Origin of the sequence: Mycobacterium sp. UNC410CL29Cvi84 (assembly GCF_000686745.1) — a bacterium.
In the GTDB taxonomy this organism is placed as follows: domain Bacteria; phylum Actinomycetota; class Actinomycetes; order Mycobacteriales; family Mycobacteriaceae; genus Mycobacterium; species Mycobacterium mucogenicum_B.
This window is the reverse complement of record NZ_JMLM01000003.1, coordinates 335,892-352,681: the sequence shown is the minus strand read 5'-3', so window position 1 is coordinate 352,681 and position 16,790 is coordinate 335,892. Positions and strand designations below refer to the sequence as shown.

Genomic DNA, 16,790 nt, shown 5'->3' with positions numbered 1-16,790 from the left:
GGTGAACTTATGGATGGGCGAAAGTTGTTGCGCTATCGGCAGATATCACGCCTGCTCCACGGTCACTCCGGCGGCGGCGAGCTCGGAGAGTTGCCGGTTGTCGACGCCGGTGTCGGTGATCAGCAGATGGATGTCATCCAGCCGGCCGTACTGGGCGCCGCTGATGGCCCCGAACTTGCTGTGGTCGGCGAGCAGGATGCGACGGTGCGCGCACGCGAGCATGCGCCGCTTCACGGCGGCTTCGGACGGGGCGGGGGTGGTGAGCCCGCGGTCGATGCTGACACCGTTGGCGCCCAGGAAGGCGACGTCGACGTTGATCTCGGCGAGCGCGCGGACAGCCCAATCATCCACTTCGGCAAAGGTTTTCGACCGGACCCGGCCGCCCAGAGTGTAGACCGTCAGCAGTGGTCGGTTGAGCAGGGTCAGTGCCTGCGTCAACGAGTTGGTGTACACGGTGAGTTCGCGGTCGCCGGGAAACTGCTCGACCAGCTGCGCGGTGGTGGACCCGGCGTCGATCAGAACCGACCCACGTTCCGGAAGATGTGCCAGCGCGGCCTTGGCGATGCGGGCCTTTTCGGAGAGGAACTCGGTCCGGGTCTCGACGGCAGGCTCGTAGGAGAGGTAGTCGACGCGCACTGCGCCACCGTGCACCCGCCGCAACAAGCCTTGGCGCTCCAGGAGGATGAGGTCCTTGCGGATGGTTTCGCCCGTCACGCCGAGGTCAGCCGCCGTCCGGGCGGCGTCGATTCGACCATCGCGGCGAAGCATCTCGAGTAGTTGCTGTTTGCGCTGGTCGGCGTAGAGAGCGCCCGCAGCATCGCGGGAAGCGGGTCCTGTGAATGCCACGACACCTCCCTCGGTCTGTGATCTGCACCACTTGGATTTGATTGCTAATGATTGTGTTTTATTGGGAATCTGTCAAGGGCGCTTGCTGTCGCCTTCGTCATGGCGCCTGCCCTAGCGTGGAGACGGTGAACAGACGCGCAGGCCCCGCAGTGATCTGCGCGGCCGTGACGGTCGGCCTGGTCGGCTGCGGCATCGGGTCCATCGACGGAACCCCGGTCACCGCTGAGTTCGTGCAACCGCCCGCACAGCTCGATGTCAGCCCAGCGTGCGCCAATGCGCCGGTGACAGTGGAGCAGTTCATCGGCAGCTGGATGACGGGCAGCAGCGGCGTCGTCGGCTTCGGTAGGGACGGCTCGGCCGTCGTACAGGAACGGGCGGTCGGCCGGCGGGGAACCTGGAGCTACCAGCCGCGCGTGCCCGGTGGTCCGTGCTTGTTGCGGATGCGGTGGACGGTGGGCTTCGTGGCGGGCAGGTCGGACAAACCCATCGAGCCGCCGTCGGAGTGGGTGCTGCAACCAGTGTCGGTGACGCCGACGGCGTTCACGCTCAAGTCGGTCGACAAGGCCGGTGAGCCTGACACCCACTGGTGGCGCGGGAAATGACCCGGAACGCCGAATGGCCTGGTGTCCCAGGCCATTCGGTGCGGTGAGCTAGGGCTTGATCCGCATCTTCCCCGGCGACCACAGCCCGCTGTGGACAGCGGTGCCCAGGTCCAGCTCGGCCGTCGTCGCATCCACGACGGTCGTGAACTGGCGCAGCGAGCCCCAGTCCCGGCCCCAGTCGTCGGACAGGTATGTCGACATCACGTGGGCCTTCAGCAGTACGTCGGTGATGCCCAGCAGGCCGCCGTTGATGCCGTCCTGCCAGGTGTCGGTGTCCTGCTTCTTGGCGGTGTAGTCCGGCGTGATGCGGAACTTCGGCACCTCGGTCACACCGTTGCGCACCAGCATCGGCTGCTGGCACGGGAACGCCAGGCCGACGGCCCAGTCCATCAGCACCGGCTGCGTCTTGCCGACGAATTCCTGGATGGTCTTGACCTCCGGCACGCGCGGCGGGGTGACGGCGATCCAGTCACCCTCGTTGAGCGAAAGGTTCACCGCCACAACGCGAACGTAGGTGGCGTCGGCCGGAATCTCGCGACGGTCGAAGCGCAGGTTGCGCCACGACGGCGTGGGGCCGATGTCGTAGGGCACGACGCGTCCGCCCGCGACGGGGCGACCGTCCGGGCCGGTGCGGCCGTATTCCAGCTCGACGGTCTGGCCCTCGGTGCGGCCCTTGAGCGAGCTGTAGCCGGTGATGGTCCCGGCGGCCGTGACGACGACCAGCGGATGCGCGGCATCAGCGGCGGGCAGCCCGTACCAGGCCGACGTCAGCTTGGCCTGCGAGTGCGGGCCGGTGGTGTACGTCCCGGCGACCGGCACCCGCGCGGGGTCGAGGCCGTAGGGCAACGGCACCGTCGACCCGTTGATTCCCGGCGTCTTGAGCTTCGCCGCGGCGTCCCAGTCCGCGTCGGTGCCCGACACCGGGAAGTCGAGCCGAATCGCCTCGGCGACAATGCGATCCGGGACTCCGTTGGGCGTGAAGCCGACCGGCTCGACGCCGCCCAGCGCGCCCAGCGGGCCGTAGTCGCCGGCCTGCGGCACCAGGAAGCCGGCGTTCGAATCGGGCTCGACGAGCACGTTGTCGGCCAGTCCGCAGCCGCCCTTGAGCGCCCGCAGGTTGCTCGCCAGGTTCGAGTACGTCGGGTATTCGCGCACCGCACCGATCGCCATGGATGCCACGCACACCACGACCATGAACGCGGCGGCCAGGGGAATCGGGGCCGCTGTGACCAGCCGGGTGAGGCGGCCTTCGGGTCGGTCGCTGTTGAAGTGCAGCCAGAACGCCCACACCGCGGTGATGAAGAACAGCGTCAAAAAGATCGTGCTGAGCTTGATTCCGCCGACGGCGACCATGTCGTTGTTGAACGGCACGCCGTAACTGGACACGTACCACCAGCCGTTGGTGGTGGCCGAAACCAGTGCCAGCAGGAACAGCACCGCCGAGGTGACGGCCATGCGGTTGCGCGCCGACTTCAGTACCGACCGCGACACGAGCACGGTGGCCACCGCTGCCATCGCGGCGCCCACGGCGGCGAACAGACCGAAGTGGTGCACCCACTTGGTCGGGGTGAACATGAGGCAGAACATGGTGGCGAAGATGATGCCCATCAGGCGCCACACCGGCCCGCGGGCGATGCCCGGAACCCGCTTGCGCCGCAGGATCATGAACATCGACGTGAACAGGCTCAGCGCCGTCAGCAGGAAGCCGAAGCGCCGGGTCATCGAGCCGTCGACCGTCGGCAGGAACAGGTAGTAGTACCGGAGGTTCTCGGTGTACCAGGCCTGGCTCGGGCCGATCGCGGTGCGAATCCTGGTGGCCTCCAACACACCTGCTGCGGTCTGGTTGACGAACACCACGGTGAGGACGACGAAACCGGCGGCCAGCAGCGGGAGCACCAACGGCCAGGTGCCCACCTCGCGGCGCCGCTTCACCAGGATGCGCAGGATCGGGCGACCACCGGCGAGCAGCGCTGCCACGGCGATCAGGCCGGTCGGCTGGATCCCCAGGGTGAACGCCGCACTGATGATGGCGAGCGCCGCCGGGGTCAGCCGGCTGGTGCCGATGGCGCGTTCGATCAGGACGTAGGTGATCAGGGCGCCGGTGGCGATCTGGCCTTCGGGGCGCAGGCCGTTGTCGAACGGCATCCAGGCGGCCATCAGGACCAGGCCCGCGGCCCACATGGCGGACTTGCTGCCGGCCACTGCGGGTCCGAGACGGGGCAGCACCTCGCGCGACAGCAGCAGCCAGCAGATCAGCGCACAGATCAAGTCCGGCAAGCGGATCCAGATGCTGGCGTCGCTGACGTGCGTCATCAGGGCCAGCACGTTGTAGTACCAGCCGAACGGATCCTCGGGGCTGCCGAACCAACGGAAGTAGTTGATCATGTACTGGGCGTGCGGCGCGACGCGCGCCATGCCCAGGATGTAGCCGTCGTCAGATGAACCGGCGCCCAACACATGCCAGAGCAGGAACCCGCCGACCACGACGCCGTCGACGACGTTGAAGGTCCGCCAGCGGCTGGGGATGAGCCGCTGCATGCGGCGCCCGTCCATCCGGTCCAGCCGCCAAAGGGCCAGCAGCGCAACGATGGTCGCCGCGATGCCGCCGAACATGGCGGTGTACTTGATGACGGTTGGCCGGTTGATGAACCGGGTGTCGATGGTCGCCGACACCGAAAGTCCCTGCGGAGCCGCGCCCTTCAGATCGGTGAAGATACCGACGACGGTGGGCCGCAGGTTCGGGTCGGCGAATCCGGTGCGCAGTTCCTTGCCGTCGGTACCGGTCAGCCCGACGAACGTCGCGAACGTCCCGTTCTTGTCGGAGATGATCTCGATACGCGAACAACCGGGATTACCAATGGCTTTCAGCCGTGGGACGCTGGCGATCACCACGTTGCGGTCGGTGATGTCGACGCGGCTGCTGGACACGTTGACCAGCAGGCCGTTCAGCGCGGCCTGCTTGCCGTCCTTGGGCACGGTGCCGAACACCAGCCCGCCCGAGGGTGGCAGCGTCCGGAGTACGTCGCACGGGATCGTCGCCTTCATCGTGACCGGCGTCTGCGAGATCAGCGGCGCCGTCACGTTGCCGAACTGGCCCTGCTGCGGCCAGTTCAGCTGCGCGGTCGTCTGCACCACCGGCAGCAGCGGCGTCAGTGCCGACAGCACGAAGCCGACCAGGCCCGCGACGATGGCCACCCACCGGGTGACCTTGACTTGCTGTGCGTTCATTCCCGTCCCGGTCATAGGAAGACCCTGATCGGGCTTCATGGCAGGGCCCTGATCGGGCCGCGGCGGCTCCAGCCGTTGACGGTCATGGTGCCTTGGTCAATCGCTGCGGGCGGCGCCACTGACGGCGGCACCACCGGGTCGTACCGTTCGATCGAGCCCCAATCTCGGTACCAGTCGTTGCGCAGGTACGTCGGGATGGTCGACGTCCGCAGCAGCGCCTGGATGAACAGGAACGGTCCACCCTTCTGCGCGGACTGCCACATGTTGGACGACACCACGACCTGCTTGGTGTTGGGCAGGATGCGGTACTGCGGCAGCTCCGCCACACCGAGATGCTCGGAGAACGGGCGCTGGCAGGGGAAGTTCGCGGCGGTGGCGATGTCCATCAGGATCGGCGTCTGCGACCCCAGGAACTGCTGCGCGGTCTGCAGCGTCGGCACCCGCGGCGGCGTGAACCCGAACCACTGGTCTTCCGAAAGGTTCGGATCATCGGCGACGATGCGGGCGACGTTGGCCTCCGGCGGTGCCCACGCGAGCGGGAATCGCAGGTTGCGCCAGGCATATTGGGCGAAGGTGTCGATCGGCTGCACCTCGGCGAGGGCCTGGTAGCTGCCGTCCGGCCGGTGCACGCCCCACTGCAGCTTGAGCGACTGGCCGTAGTGGAACTCGTGCTCTTCGTCGTAGTACCAGATGGCGCCGGCAGCGGCGACGGTGACGAGCGGCCGGTCCGCGCTGCGCGGCGGCAGCTGGTACCAGGCGGAGGTGGCCTTGGCGGCGACGCCGTTCTCTTTGAAGCTGCCCATCACCGGGGTGCGGGCCGGGTCCAGGCCGAACGGCAGGAACACGTTGGAGCCGTTGACGCCCGTCGGGCCGTAGCCGCCGCCGGTGCCGGCCGCGAAGGCGACGCCGACGTTGGGCTTGTTGGGCGACCCGTCGGAGTTGACGGTGCCGGGGTTCGCGACGACCGGGTGCGGCGGCGCGAGCGAGTCACTGATCCCGTTCGGCGTGAAGCCGACCGGGTTCTCGCCGCCCAGCGGTCCGTACTTGCCCCAGGTCTGGCCGGGGACGGGTTGCAGCGTGCCGGCATTGGTGTCGGCTTCGACCAGCACGTCGTTGGCCATGGCGCAGCTCTTGTCGGACAACCCGAGCGCGTCGAGGTTGGCCCGTGCGGTCGTGTACTGCGGGTAGCGCTGCACGAAGCCCTTGGCCATCGAGCCGACCTCGAGCACGACCATGATCACCGCGACGATCAGCAGCGGCGTCGACGCCAGCGCCCGGTTGCGGCGGGTCTCGGCGACCTCGGTGTGCCCGGCGTAGTCGATGCGGAAGTGCAGCCAGCCGGCGAGCAGCGCGGAGATGATCGCCAGGACCAGGAACATCGAGGTGACGGGGTGGCCGGCCAGGACGGGTTGCCGGTCGAACCACGGGACGCCGTAGTTCCCGGTGTAGAACCAGCCGTTGATGCCGGACGTCGCCCAGGCGAGCACGAACAGCAGCGCCGTCACGTACAGCGCGAGGTTCCGTCGGCTGTGCAGCCCGACGGTCGCGAACGCGAAGGCGATGATCGCGCCGAACGCGCCCGAGAGGCCCGCGAATGCACCGAACTGGACTGCCCACTTGGTCGGGGTGAAGTGCAGGAGCAGCAGACCGAGCATGGTGCTGCCGAGCAGGCGCCACACCGGCCCGCTGGCCAGGCCGGGGACGCGACCCTTGCGCAGCAGCAGGGCCAGCGTGGCGAACAGGCACAGCAGCAGGATCAGCACCGAGAACCGGCGGGTCATGGAGCTGTCGACGCTGTCCTCGACGGTGAGGAAGTAGTAGCGCAGGAATTCCTGGTACCAGGAGATAGTCGGGCCGACGGTGTACTTGATGCGCGCCGATTCGGCCACGGTCGCGAGCGTCTGATTTCGGAAGATCACCGTCAGGATCAGCGACGCCGACGCGCCCAGCGTCGCGATGGGGGCCAGCAGGCCCGTCCCGGCCCGGCGGCTGCGGACCGTGCGGACCAGGGCTCGGGCGCCGACGAGCAGCGGGGCCAGCGCGATCAGGCCCTGCGGCGCCGTCGTCGCGGTGAATGCCGCAACGATGATCGCGACGGCCGCGGGCGCCAGACGTCGGGTGGCGATGGCGTATTCGATGAGCACCCAGGTCGCGATCACGCCGAAGGCGATCAGCGGCTCGGGGCGCAGGCCGTTGTTGAACGGGTACCAGGCCGCGAGGAATGTTGCAGCAGACGTCCATACCGCGATGACGTTGGACGACACCCCGCGGGCGCCGGGGCCGAGCCGCGGCAGCACCCAGCGGGACAGCAGCGTCCAGGTCGCGATGCCGGCCAGCAGCGCGGGCAGCCGCATCCACACGCCGGCGGTGCTGATGCCGGCCATATGCGCGAGCACCGACTGGTACCAGTCGAACGGCGCCTCGGAGGTGCCGAAGTACCTGTAGTAGTTGGCGACGTAACCGGCCTGGCTGGAGACCCGCGCGATGGTCAGGTTGTAGCCGTCGTCGGAGGAGATGGCGCCGATCAGGTGCCAGCCGGCGAGGCCGGCGAACACCGCGATGTCCGCGAGCCAGTGCCAGCGGCTGACCTTCCAGAAGCGCTGCCAGCCGTCGTGCACGCGGCGGCCGTCCAGGCGGTCCAGCAGTGCCAGCGCGGCGATCGAGACCAGCGTCAGCAGCACGCCGAGCGCCATGGCGGCCGACTTCACGAACGTCGGGACCACGATGAACCGGGTGTCGACGTCGACGCGCGCGGACAAGCCGGGCTGTGCGGGCACCTTGAGGCCGGTGAAGATGCCGGCCACCTGGGGCTTCTTCTCCACGCTGCCGGTGCCGGCGGCTCCGGGCAGGCCGATGAAGTCGGCGCCGACACCGCCGTTGGTCGCCCAGAGGTGCAGATTGCTGCACTTGCCGATGTCGGCGCGCTTGGCGACCGCGGCGACGGTGTCGCGGAAAGCGACGACGACATCGGTGGCGTTGGCCCGCACGAACAGGCCGTTGCGGCTGGCGTCGATGCCGTCGGGCGGGATCGTCGAGAACACCAGACCACCGGCCGCCGGCAGGGTGGCGATGGCCGAGCACGGGATGGAGACATCCAGCGCCAGCGGCGCGCCCGACACGAGCGGGGCGGTGAGGTCAGAGACGTTTCCGCTGGCACCGGGGGCCTGGGGCCACAAGATGGTCGCGGTCGTCTGCTTGACGGGCAGCAGTGGGGTCAGCGCGCAGAGCAGCAGACCGGCAAGGCCCGCGATGATCGCGACGAGACGGGCAGTCCTGGCAGGCACGAGGCTCAAGACTAGGCGACAGTTATATGTGGCCTGGGCCACTGACGGGGAATGTCGAGGTAGTTGGCCGGAATGTGACCCTGACTCTTACTTACGCTGCGTTTAATCCTTGTGGTCTGGACGCGCCGTCTGTCGGATGGACGCCATGCGTGCGAGCGGTGTGTCGTTTCACTGGCGGCGCCTTCCTACCCCTCCGACTCAGGCCAGTTCATGACAACCACCGTTGATCCACCCGAAACCGACAAGCCCGTCTCCGGCTCGTTGCCGCTGCCGCGATTGCCGCAGAGTTACCCGCCGCTGGTGCGAGCGCTGCTGATCCGGGCCGTCGCGCTCGGCGCCTTCCTGCTGGCGTGGTGGGCCGTCACCGCCGCCAAGCTGATCGACCCGCTGTTCCTGCCCAGCCCGGGTGCGGTGTGGGATGCCTTCGTCCGGGCGAATTCCTGGCACCAGATTGCGCCGGGCGTGCCGCGTGAGGTGCTGGGCGAACAGAACTACTTCCTGTGGGAGCACCTGATCGCCAGCTTGCAACGGATCCTGGCCGGGGTGGGTGTTGCGATTCTGGTCGGTCCGCCGCTGGGCTTTCTGATGGGCACGGTGCGGCCGATAACGATCGCGCTGGAGCCGTACCTGAACTTTCTGCGGGCGCTGCCACCGCTGGGTTACATCGGTCTGCTGATCGTGTGGTTCGGCATCGGCGACACGTCCAAGATCTGGCTGCTGTTCCTGGCCGCATTTCCCGCGATCACGGTTTCGACGCTGGGTGGTGTGCAGTCGGTTCCGTCGGGGTGGGTCAATGCCGCCAGTTCGCTCGGGGCGACTCGCTGGCACACGGTGTGGCATGTGATCTTCCCGGCATCGCTGCCGTCGGTGGTCAATGGCATCCGGCTGGCGGTGGGCTTCGCCTGGACCACGGTGGTCGCGGCGGAGCTGAACAACGGCATCCCGGGTATCGGCGGCCTCGCGTTCTACGCGGGCCAACAGACCAACACACCGTTGACCATCGCCTGCATCATCGTCATCGGCATCACTGCCCTGGCGCTCGACGCGGCCATCAAGTATCTCGGCGAGCTTGCGACACCCTGGCAGGGGAAGGCATGAAAAGCGTTGCAGCAATAGCGGTTACCGCGCTGGTCGTCCTGGCAACCGCGGGTTGCGTGGAATCCGGCCGCGGCGAACAGGTCCGGTCGCTGGCAGAGAAGGTGGAGTGCCCGCTGCCGCCCAACCCGGACATCACCAGCACGGTGCGGATCGGCTATCAAGAGATCCCGAACGGGGACCTCATCGTCAAGGACACCTCGCTGCTTGCCACGTGCCTGCCGAAGGCGAATATCACGTGGAGCAAGTTCGCCTCCGGAGGCGACGTGCTGCAGGCGTTCCGGGCCCGCTCGCTGGACATCGCGCTGCTCGGCTCGGCGCCGGCGGCCCGCGCGCTGTCGCAGCCGCTCGACATCGATATGCGGGTGGTGTGGATCCACGACGTCATCGGTAAAGCTGAATCGCTGGTGGTGCATGACCCGGCGATCACCGATATCCAGGGCCTGAAGGGTAAGTCGATCGCGGTGCCATTCGCATCGACGTCGCACCTGTCCCTGCTGACCGCGCTGGACCGTGCCAAGATCACCGGCGACGTGCGGCTGATCAACACCCAGCCCGACGCCATGCTGGCGGCATGGGGGAACGGCATCGATGCGGCATGGGTGTGGGATCCGGTGCTGTCCAAACTGGCCGCCAAGGGGCATGTGATCGCCGACTCGGCGCAAACCGCGGCTGACGGCTCGCCGACCTTTGACCTGGAAGGCGCGCGTAGTGAATTCGTCAACGCGAACGGCCCGTTCCTGAAGTACTGGACCGCGGCGCAGAACTGGGCCACCGAGCTCATCGCGTCGGACCCGCAGCGCGCCGCCAGGCATATCGCTGCACAGCTCGCGGTGCCGCCCGACCAGGTGGTGACGCAACTCGGCGGCTACATCTACCCGACGGCGCGGCAGCAGCTCGACGCGAAGTACTTCGGTGGCGGGCTGTCGGCAGCGTTGCTCGGCACCGCGACATTCCTGAACCGGAACAACGGCGACGTCGAGCGGGTATCGCCGGCCGAGCGGTATCGCCAGGCGCTGTATCCCAACGCGATAAAGGAAGTGGCGCAATGACATCGGAAACGACGGTGGCACCGGAAGCGACGGCAGCACCCGAGGCCGAGGGCATCGAACTTGACGCCATCACCAAGGTCTACCCCTCCTCCGACGGTGAGGTGATCGCGCTGTCGGAGACAACGCTGAGCATCGAACCGGGGGAGTTTGTCGCGGTGGTCGGACCGTCGGGCTGCGGCAAGTCCACGCTGTTGCAGACGCTGGCCGGATTTGTCACACCGACGACGGGAACCGCCCGGGTGGGTGGACACCCCATCGACGGCCCCAACCCGGATCGCGGGGTGGTGTTCCAGTCGCCGACGCTGTATCCGTGGCTGACGGTGGCCGGGAACGTCGAGTTCGGTCTGCGCGCGCGAGGGGTACCCAGCGCGGAGCGGCGGGAGCGGTCCGCGTCGGTGCTGGAACTGGTCGGGCTGGCCGATTTCGCCGACAAACGGCCATACGAACTGTCCGGCGGCATGCAGCAGCGGGCGCAGATCGCACGAGTACTGGTCGGCGACCCCGGCATCGTGCTGATGGATGAACCGTTCAGCGCGTTGGACCCGTTCACCCGGCAGCGGCTTCAGGTGGAGTTGCTGTCGATCTGGGAGCGGGACCGCAAGACCGTGCTGTTCGTTACGCATTCAGTGGAAGAGGCCGTGTTCCTGGCGACGCGCGTGGTGGTGATGAGCGCGCGGCCCGGACGGGTGATCGCTGACCGGCCGGTGCGGCTACCGGGTGATGTTCCCGGCGCCGCCCGGACGGTGGATGTGCTGGGCACGGCCGAATTCGCCGCGCTGAAAGCCGAACTGGCCCGGCTCATCCTGGAAGCCCACGGCTGAATTTCTAGGAGTGCCGTAACGGCGCCGGGGCCCACAGCCCGCTGCGCGTGGCCTTCCCGAGGTCGATCTGGGCCGGCTGCGCATCCGGGTAGTACTGCGTGAACTGCTGCAGCGAGCCCCAGTCCCGGAACCAGTCGTCCTTCAGATACGTCGGCACCGGGGTGGCCTTGAACAGCAGCTCGGTGATGCCGAGCGGCCCGCCGCCGAGGTAGTCCATGACGGGCGAGTTGGCCTCGGCGCCGAAGCGGTCCGGCAGGATGCGCCACTTGGGCACCTCGGTGACGCCGTTGTTGTGGCCGAACGGGCGCTGGCACGGGAACGCCAGACCGACGAGCCAGTCCAGCATCACCGGATCCTTCGAGCCGACGACGTCCTGCAGCGTGCGCAGCTTCGGGATGCGCGGCGGGGTCAGGGCGATCCAGTGCTGCGGCGCGAGATCGTCGTCGGTGGCGACGATGCGGATCAGGGTGGCATCTGGCGGGATGGCGGCCATCGGGGCGCGCAGGTTGCGCCAGGCGGGTGCGGCACCGACGTCGGCGAAGCCCACGGCCCCGGCGATCTTGCCGGCCGCGGCCTGGGCGTCGTTGGCGTACTCGACGCGGACCTCGCCCTGGTTGAAGCGGCCCGCGGCGGCGACGACGAGCAGCGGTCCGGCCTGATCGCGCGGCGGCAGTTTGTACCAGCCCGAGCGCATCCGCGCCGGGATCTGAACGCCGGGGCGCCAGCTGCCGAGCACCGGGGTGGTGGCCGGATCGAGGTTGTAGGGCAGGCGGGCCTTCGATCCGTTCACTCCCGCGGCAAAGGTGGTGCCGCCTTCGGTGCCCGGCTCCGCGCCGCTGACGGGGCCGCCGTCGTTGTCGGCGAAGTTGGTGCCGCCGGGCGGTTCCATGACGGGGTCCGCGGAGACGTCGGCGGGAATTCCGTTGGGGGTGAAGCCTTCTGCGCTGCCCGCGCCGAGGGCGTCGCCGACTGTCCCGGACTGCGGCACGAGCTTGCCGGCGTTGGTGTCCTGTTCGACCATGACGTCGTCGGCCAGGCCGCAGGTCTTACCGGTCAGCGCCTGCAGGTTCGAGCGGCCCACCGACCAGGCCGGCCACTGCTGCGTCATACCGAGGGTCAGTGACAGCACCTCGAAGAACACCACGATCCACGACGCAATTGCCAAGGGCGCCTGAGGAATCCGGCGACTGACCGGACGCTCGGGGTCGTGGTCGTAGAAGTGCAGCCATGCCGCCCACAGGAGCGTCAGGAACGACAGGCCGAACAGGAAGGTGGTGAAGCCGAAGTGCCACTCGGGGAACTGGTTCGACCACGGCACACCGAAGTTGGAGACGTACCACCAGCCGTTCACGGTGGCGAACGACAGTGCCAACACGAACAGAACCGTCGCGGCGAACATCGCGCGGTTGCGGCGGGAGCGCATCGCGACGGTGCCGACCGCGATGGCGGCCAGCGCGCCCAGCGAACCGGCCAGCCCGGCGAACACCCCGAAGTGGTGCGTCCACTTGGTGGGCGTGAACATCATGGCCAGGAACGAGATGATCGTGATGCCGACGATGCGCCGGGCCGGCCCGGCAGCAGTGCCCGGAATTCGCCCCTTGCGCAACGACATTGCGAGGGACACCGCCAGGGCAAGCAGCAGCGTGAGCACCGCGAACCGACGGGCCACGGAGCCGTCGGGGCTGGTGGTGAACAGTCGCTCGTAGCGGATGTGCTCGTCGAACCAGCTCAGTGCGGGGCCGACGGTGGTCTTGAAGGAGCTGGCGTCGAGCTCGGCGGCCAGCGTCTGGTCGCGGAAGATCAGGATCGCCGTCACTGTGCCCGCGGCGAGGATCGGTGCCAGCAGAGCCAGATAACCGAAGCGCGAAGTATGCCGCGCCACAATCGTTTTCAGCGGGCCGACGGCGACCAGCAGAGCGCCGATCGCGGCGATACCAGTCGGGCCGGAGAACAACGTCAGCGCACCGATGATGATGGCGATGGCCACCGGCAGCAGCCGGCTGGTGGCGACGCCGCGTTCCACCGAGCACCAGGTCAGGAGGATGCCGAGCGCGATGATGGGCTCCGGCCGGATGCCGTTGTTGAGCGGCAGCCAGAACGCCAGGAACATGCCGGCGGCCGTCCAAGCGGCGGCACGGCTGTTCTTGACGGCGTGGCCGAGCCGGGGGAGCACCTCGCGGCTGATCACCCACCAGCACGCCAGCGCCATCAGGAGCGTGGGCAGGCGCATCCAGATGCTCGACGTGGAGACGTGCGCCCACAGTGCCAGCAGGTCGTAGTACCAGCCGAACGGCGCCTCGGGGGTGCCGAACCAGCGGTAGTAGTTGGCCATGTAGCCGGCGTGCTCGGAGACGCGGGCCATGGTCAGGATGTAACCGTCGTCGGAGGTGTTGGCGCCGACGAAGTGCCACCACACCAGCGTCGTGATCACGACGCCGTCCAGCGGCTTCACCGACCACCACCGCGACGGCAGGAACCGCTTGTGCGGGACGCCGTCGGCGCGGTCCAGCACGTGCAGGGCACTGAGTGCGACGACGGTCAGCACCACACCGAAGATCATCGCGAGCATCTTCAGCAGGGTCGGGGACGTGCTGTAGCGCGAGTCGACGGTCGCCGAGAACGTCAGCCCCGGCGGGGCCGCGCCGGACAGGTCGGTGAAGACGCCGACGATCTGCGGGCGGAAGTCATAGCCGCTGAGCTCGCCGCGCAGCGGCTTGCCGGGGTTCTTGTCCTTCGGTCCCTGCACGAGGCCGACGATCTCGCCGGTGACCTTGTCGGCGTGCGCGGTGAACTTCAGTTCCTTGCACGCGGGGCTGAGCACCTGGGTCAGCGGCGCGCTGACCACCGGGGTGTTGCGGACGATCACCAGCAGGTCGCCGCCGACACGCTCGATCAGCAGGCCACGGTCGACGGCCTTGGGCGCCTGCTTGGGCACGGTGGACAGCAGTGTGGTGGCAGGGCCGGTGAGGCCGGCCGCCGCCGAACACGGGATGGTGATGTTCAGGTCGGTGGCGACGTAGCCGATCAGCGGCGCGTCGACACTCTTGAGGACGCCCGCCTGCGGCCAGTTCAGCTGCGCCGTGGTCTGGTTGACCGGCAACAGCGGCGTCGCCATCGCCAAAAACGCGCCGAGCAGTCCGGCGACGATCGCGATCCACCGCGCTGTGCGGTGATTGCGCTCTACCTCAGGTTCCCCGGCCACGGGCCTAGATGTTAGTGGCCGCTACGGATGGCCAGCACAAACGGGCCGATATCGGTGACCTGCCAGTGCTTGCTGTCGAACAGCCGCTCGTCGAGTGCCACCTGGTAGCGCCGCACGTTGGGCTGGTTGGGGTAGACGTCCTCGGCCAGTCGCAGCGTGTAGGTGCCGGTGCCGCCGTGGCGCATCAGGAACACCGTCGGCGCCGGCCAGGGCAGCGTGTCGAGGGCCTTGGCGAAGGCGTCGGGGTTGGTCATGGTCGCCCAGCTCTCGATGGCGTCGGAGCGTTCCTTGAACTGCGCCAGCGGGTTCGCGTAGTGCGACGTCAGGCCCTGGAACCCGTAGTAGGGGTAGTAGGACAGGAAGCTGTAGTCCGCGGTCATCACGACGGTCTCGTTGCGGGGCTTGCCCGTCGCCGCGGTGATCTTGCGGTCGACTTCCTGATAGAAGCGTTCCGAGCCGGGGGGACGACGGTCGGCGCGCTGGCCGTAGCCGTCGGTGTCGGTGTACGCGACGGCGATGTCGGCCCGCAGGATGTCGGGGATCGCCTGGCTGAACGACACCGCGCCGATCGCACCGATGACCGCGGCCACCGCGATGATCCGGTTGGTGGTGGGCTGTGCATACCGGTTCGCCAGCGCACGGGCGGCCTCCAGGAAGCCGAAGGTGCCGGCCGCGACGAGCAGCACGAGCAGGGTGGGCTGCAGCCGGAACGACAGCAGCGTGGTGCGGGCGAGGGTGGCCAGCATGGACAGCAGCGACCACGCGTACACCGATACGACTGCCATCCCGAGGGCGGCGGCGCGCGTCGAGCTGCGGCCCTTGACCACCAGCCACAGCGTGCCGACGAGGCACATGACACCCAGCAGGGTGGCGTCGAGCATCGGGAAGGTCAGCTGCGCACCGGCCATCGGTAGGTAATGCTGCGCGGTGCCCTTGTCGGCGGGGTGGCCTTTGAGCACGGCGAGGTAGTACGGCGCCCAGTGGATGGCGGCAATGACGCCGGAGATGACGGCGATGACGGCCACCCGGATCAGCGGCTGGATTTGGCGCCGGGACACGGCGAGCAGCAGCGCCATCAGCGTGAGCGTGAACGCTGCGTAGCCGAACAACAAGGTGTAGAACAGCGCGGCGATGCCGAGGAAAATCCCGGTTCCGAGGATCGCGGCCCAGCCGCGGCCGGTGGCTTTGAGCCCCGACCACGCCAGCACGAACACCGGCGGCAGCAGGACGACGAGGACAGCCGAATAGGGCTCGGTCGAGGAGTACGCCAGCGTGACGGCCGCGGTCGCGGTCGTCACCGCCAGGGCGTACTCGAAGCGAATCATGGCCGTCCACAACACGAATGCCGCCACGATCGCCGCGGTGATCGTGACAATCGCCCACGGCTTGAACATCTCCCACGCTGGCGTGCCGGTCAGCGCGGCCGCCCGGCCGCCGAGCCAGAACCAGCCCGACGGGTAGTACGGCGGCAGCCCCAGGTACGTCATGTCATGGGGGACAGCGGTATCCGTGAGGCGCGTCAGGTACTCGGTGCGGAACTGCTGGTCGACCGAGATGCCGAACAGGTACAGCTTGGTCGCGCCCAGCGGCATGCCGAGGGTGACGACCGAGAACGCCGCCAGTAGCGACGTGGCCGCGACCTTGGCGCTCTTGCGCCAGCCGCGACGCCACGCCCACCCCGCGAGCAGCAGCCCGATCAGCACGGCGCACTGGCCGGCGGTGGTCAGGGCATGCAACTGGTTCGACGAGTTGAACGCCGGCCACTGCACGCGGGCAATCGCTTGCAGCGCAACGACCGCGATGATCACCGCCAGCGCCATGGCGGCCAGCATCTGGCCGCTCACCCTGGCGCTCGCGGCCAGCGCGCTGCGCATCAGAGCGGGAGTTTGCGGAAGATCGACCGCGGGATGTGCCGGATGACGGCCATCAGGTAGCGCACCGGATTGGGCGCCCAGATGAGCTCCTTACCCTTGGCGGCGGCAGCGACGGCCTGGTTGGCGACGTCTTCCTTGTCGACCGTGAACGGCGCCTCCTTGGCGCCAGTGGCCTTCCAGTGCTCCAGCGTCGTGGTCGTGCGGACCTGGCCGGGGCGGATGACCAGAACCCGAACCCCGAACTCCCGCAGTGCCTCTCCGAGGCCCAGGTAGAAGCCGTCGAGGCCGGCCTTGGTGGAGCCGTACACGAAGTTGGAGCGGCGGACCCGCTCGCCGGCGACCGACGACATGGCGATGATCTGCCCGAAGCCCTGCGCCTTCATCTTGTCGCCGACCAGCACGCCGACGGAAACCGCTGCGGTGTAGTTGATCTGGGCGGTCAGCACGGCCTTGGACTGGTTCTGCCACAGTTCCTCGGCGTCACCCAGGATGCCGAAGGCGACGATCGCGACGTCGACATCGCCCTGCTCCCAAGCGGATTCGATGACGGCCGGGTGACTTTTCGTGTCCAAGGCATCAAAATCCAGGTACACGACCTCCTTGGCGCCGGCCGCCTCGATCTGCGCGATGGCGGCGTCGCGCTTGGGGGCGTTCGGCAGGTCGGCGAGGATCACGCGGGCCTTGGCGTTCTTGAGGTAGCGCTCGACGATGGCCAGGCCGATCTCCGAGGTACCGCCGAACAGCAGAATCGTCTGCGGGTTGCCGGTTGCGTCAATCACTGAGTCT

The 16,790-nt window shown here is 68.2% G+C and carries 10 protein-coding genes; 4 read left to right on the top strand and 6 right to left on the bottom strand.

Translation table 11 applies throughout. The features are described from left to right. Nucleotides 1-45: 45 nt before the first annotated feature. Nucleotides 46-846 carry a DeoR/GlpR family DNA-binding transcription regulator gene (locus BR47_RS0107735; protein ID WP_029119134.1) on the bottom strand — a complete coding sequence of 267 codons (801 nt, stop codon included), beginning with the start codon at nt 844-846 and terminating at the stop codon, nt 46-48. Nucleotides 847-971: 125 nt separating this feature from the next. Between BR47_RS0107735 and BR47_RS0107730 the strand changes: the two genes are divergently transcribed. Further along, complete coding sequence (locus BR47_RS0107730) at nt 972-1,448, top strand: hypothetical protein (protein WP_138158618.1); 477 nt, start codon at nt 972-974, stop codon at nt 1,446-1,448. A gap of 48 nt (nt 1,449-1,496) precedes the next feature. Here the strand turns inward: BR47_RS0107730 and BR47_RS0107725 are convergent, their stop codons facing one another. Both BR47_RS0107725 and BR47_RS0107720 read right to left on the bottom strand, forming a co-directional pair. Next, nucleotides 1,497-4,691 carry an arabinosyltransferase domain-containing protein gene (locus BR47_RS0107725; RefSeq protein ID WP_029119132.1) on the bottom strand — a complete coding sequence of 1,065 codons (3,195 nt, stop codon included), beginning with the start codon at nt 4,689-4,691 and terminating at the stop codon, nt 1,497-1,499. Nucleotides 4,692-4,711: 20 nt separating this feature from the next. Next, the gene (locus BR47_RS0107720) at nt 4,712-7,960 is read right to left on the bottom strand and encodes an arabinosyltransferase domain-containing protein (protein WP_029119131.1); all 3,249 of its coding nucleotides are present in this window, start codon (nt 7,958-7,960) and stop codon (nt 4,712-4,714) included. Between the two features lie 210 nt (nt 7,961-8,170). Between BR47_RS0107720 and BR47_RS0107715 the strand changes: the two genes are divergently transcribed. Genes BR47_RS0107715 through BR47_RS0107705 form a run of 3 tightly spaced genes read left to right on the top strand, consistent with a single transcriptional unit; the run spans nt 8,171 to nt 10,928 of the window. Beyond that, entirely contained in the window at nt 8,171-9,058 is an 888-nt protein-coding gene (locus BR47_RS0107715; RefSeq protein ID WP_029119130.1) for an ABC transporter permease, read from the top strand. Further along, entirely contained in the window at nt 9,055-10,107 is a 1,053-nt protein-coding gene (locus tag BR47_RS0107710; RefSeq protein WP_036426899.1) for a taurine ABC transporter substrate-binding protein, read from the top strand. The genes BR47_RS0107715 and BR47_RS0107710 overlap by 4 nt, the downstream gene beginning before the upstream one ends. After that, nucleotides 10,104-10,928, top strand: a complete 825-nt coding sequence (locus BR47_RS0107705) for an ABC transporter ATP-binding protein (protein ID WP_020099519.1) — start codon at nt 10,104-10,106, stop codon at nt 10,926-10,928. Before BR47_RS0107710 ends, BR47_RS0107705 begins: the two co-directional genes overlap by 4 nt. A 4-nt stretch (nt 10,929-10,932) precedes the next feature. On the opposite strand, the gene BR47_RS0107700 is transcribed toward BR47_RS0107705, so the two are convergent. From BR47_RS0107700 to dprE2, 3 genes are read right to left on the bottom strand one after another with little or no spacing between them, the layout of a single operon-like run. Next, a complete protein-coding gene (locus tag BR47_RS0107700) occupies nt 10,933-14,130 on the bottom strand; it encodes an arabinosyltransferase domain-containing protein (protein ID WP_020099518.1) in 3,198 nt (1,065 codons plus the stop codon). A gap of 11 nt (nt 14,131-14,141) precedes the next feature. Then, nucleotides 14,142-16,004 (bottom strand): galactan 5-O-arabinofuranosyltransferase, encoded by a 1,863-nt coding sequence (locus BR47_RS0107695; RefSeq protein ID WP_029119128.1) that lies wholly within the window; start codon nt 16,002-16,004, stop codon nt 14,142-14,144. Then, nucleotides 16,004-16,783 (bottom strand): decaprenylphospho-beta-D-erythro-pentofuranosid-2-ulose 2-reductase, encoded by a 780-nt coding sequence (gene dprE2, locus BR47_RS0107690; RefSeq protein WP_029119127.1) that lies wholly within the window; start codon nt 16,781-16,783, stop codon nt 16,004-16,006. Before dprE2 ends, BR47_RS0107695 begins: the two co-directional genes overlap by 1 nt. Nucleotides 16,784-16,790 lie beyond the last annotated feature (7 nt).

What these genes read in the sequence shown, in the direction of transcription:
- BR47_RS0107725 (WP_029119132.1), bottom strand. Translation starts at nt 4,691, where the DNA reads ATGACCGGGACGGGAATGAACGCACAGCAAGTCAAGGTCACCCGGTGG.
- BR47_RS0107715 (WP_029119130.1), top strand. Translation starts at nt 8,171, where the DNA reads ATGACAACCACCGTTGATCCACCCGAAACCGACAAGCCCGTCTCCGGC.
- BR47_RS0107710 (WP_036426899.1), top strand. Translation starts at nt 9,055, where the DNA reads ATGAAAAGCGTTGCAGCAATAGCGGTTACCGCGCTGGTCGTCCTGGCA.
- BR47_RS0107705 (WP_020099519.1), top strand. Translation starts at nt 10,104, where the DNA reads ATGACATCGGAAACGACGGTGGCACCGGAAGCGACGGCAGCACCCGAG.
- BR47_RS0107695 (WP_029119128.1), bottom strand. Translation starts at nt 16,004, where the DNA reads ATGCGCAGCGCGCTGGCCGCGAGCGCCAGGGTGAGCGGCCAGATGCTG.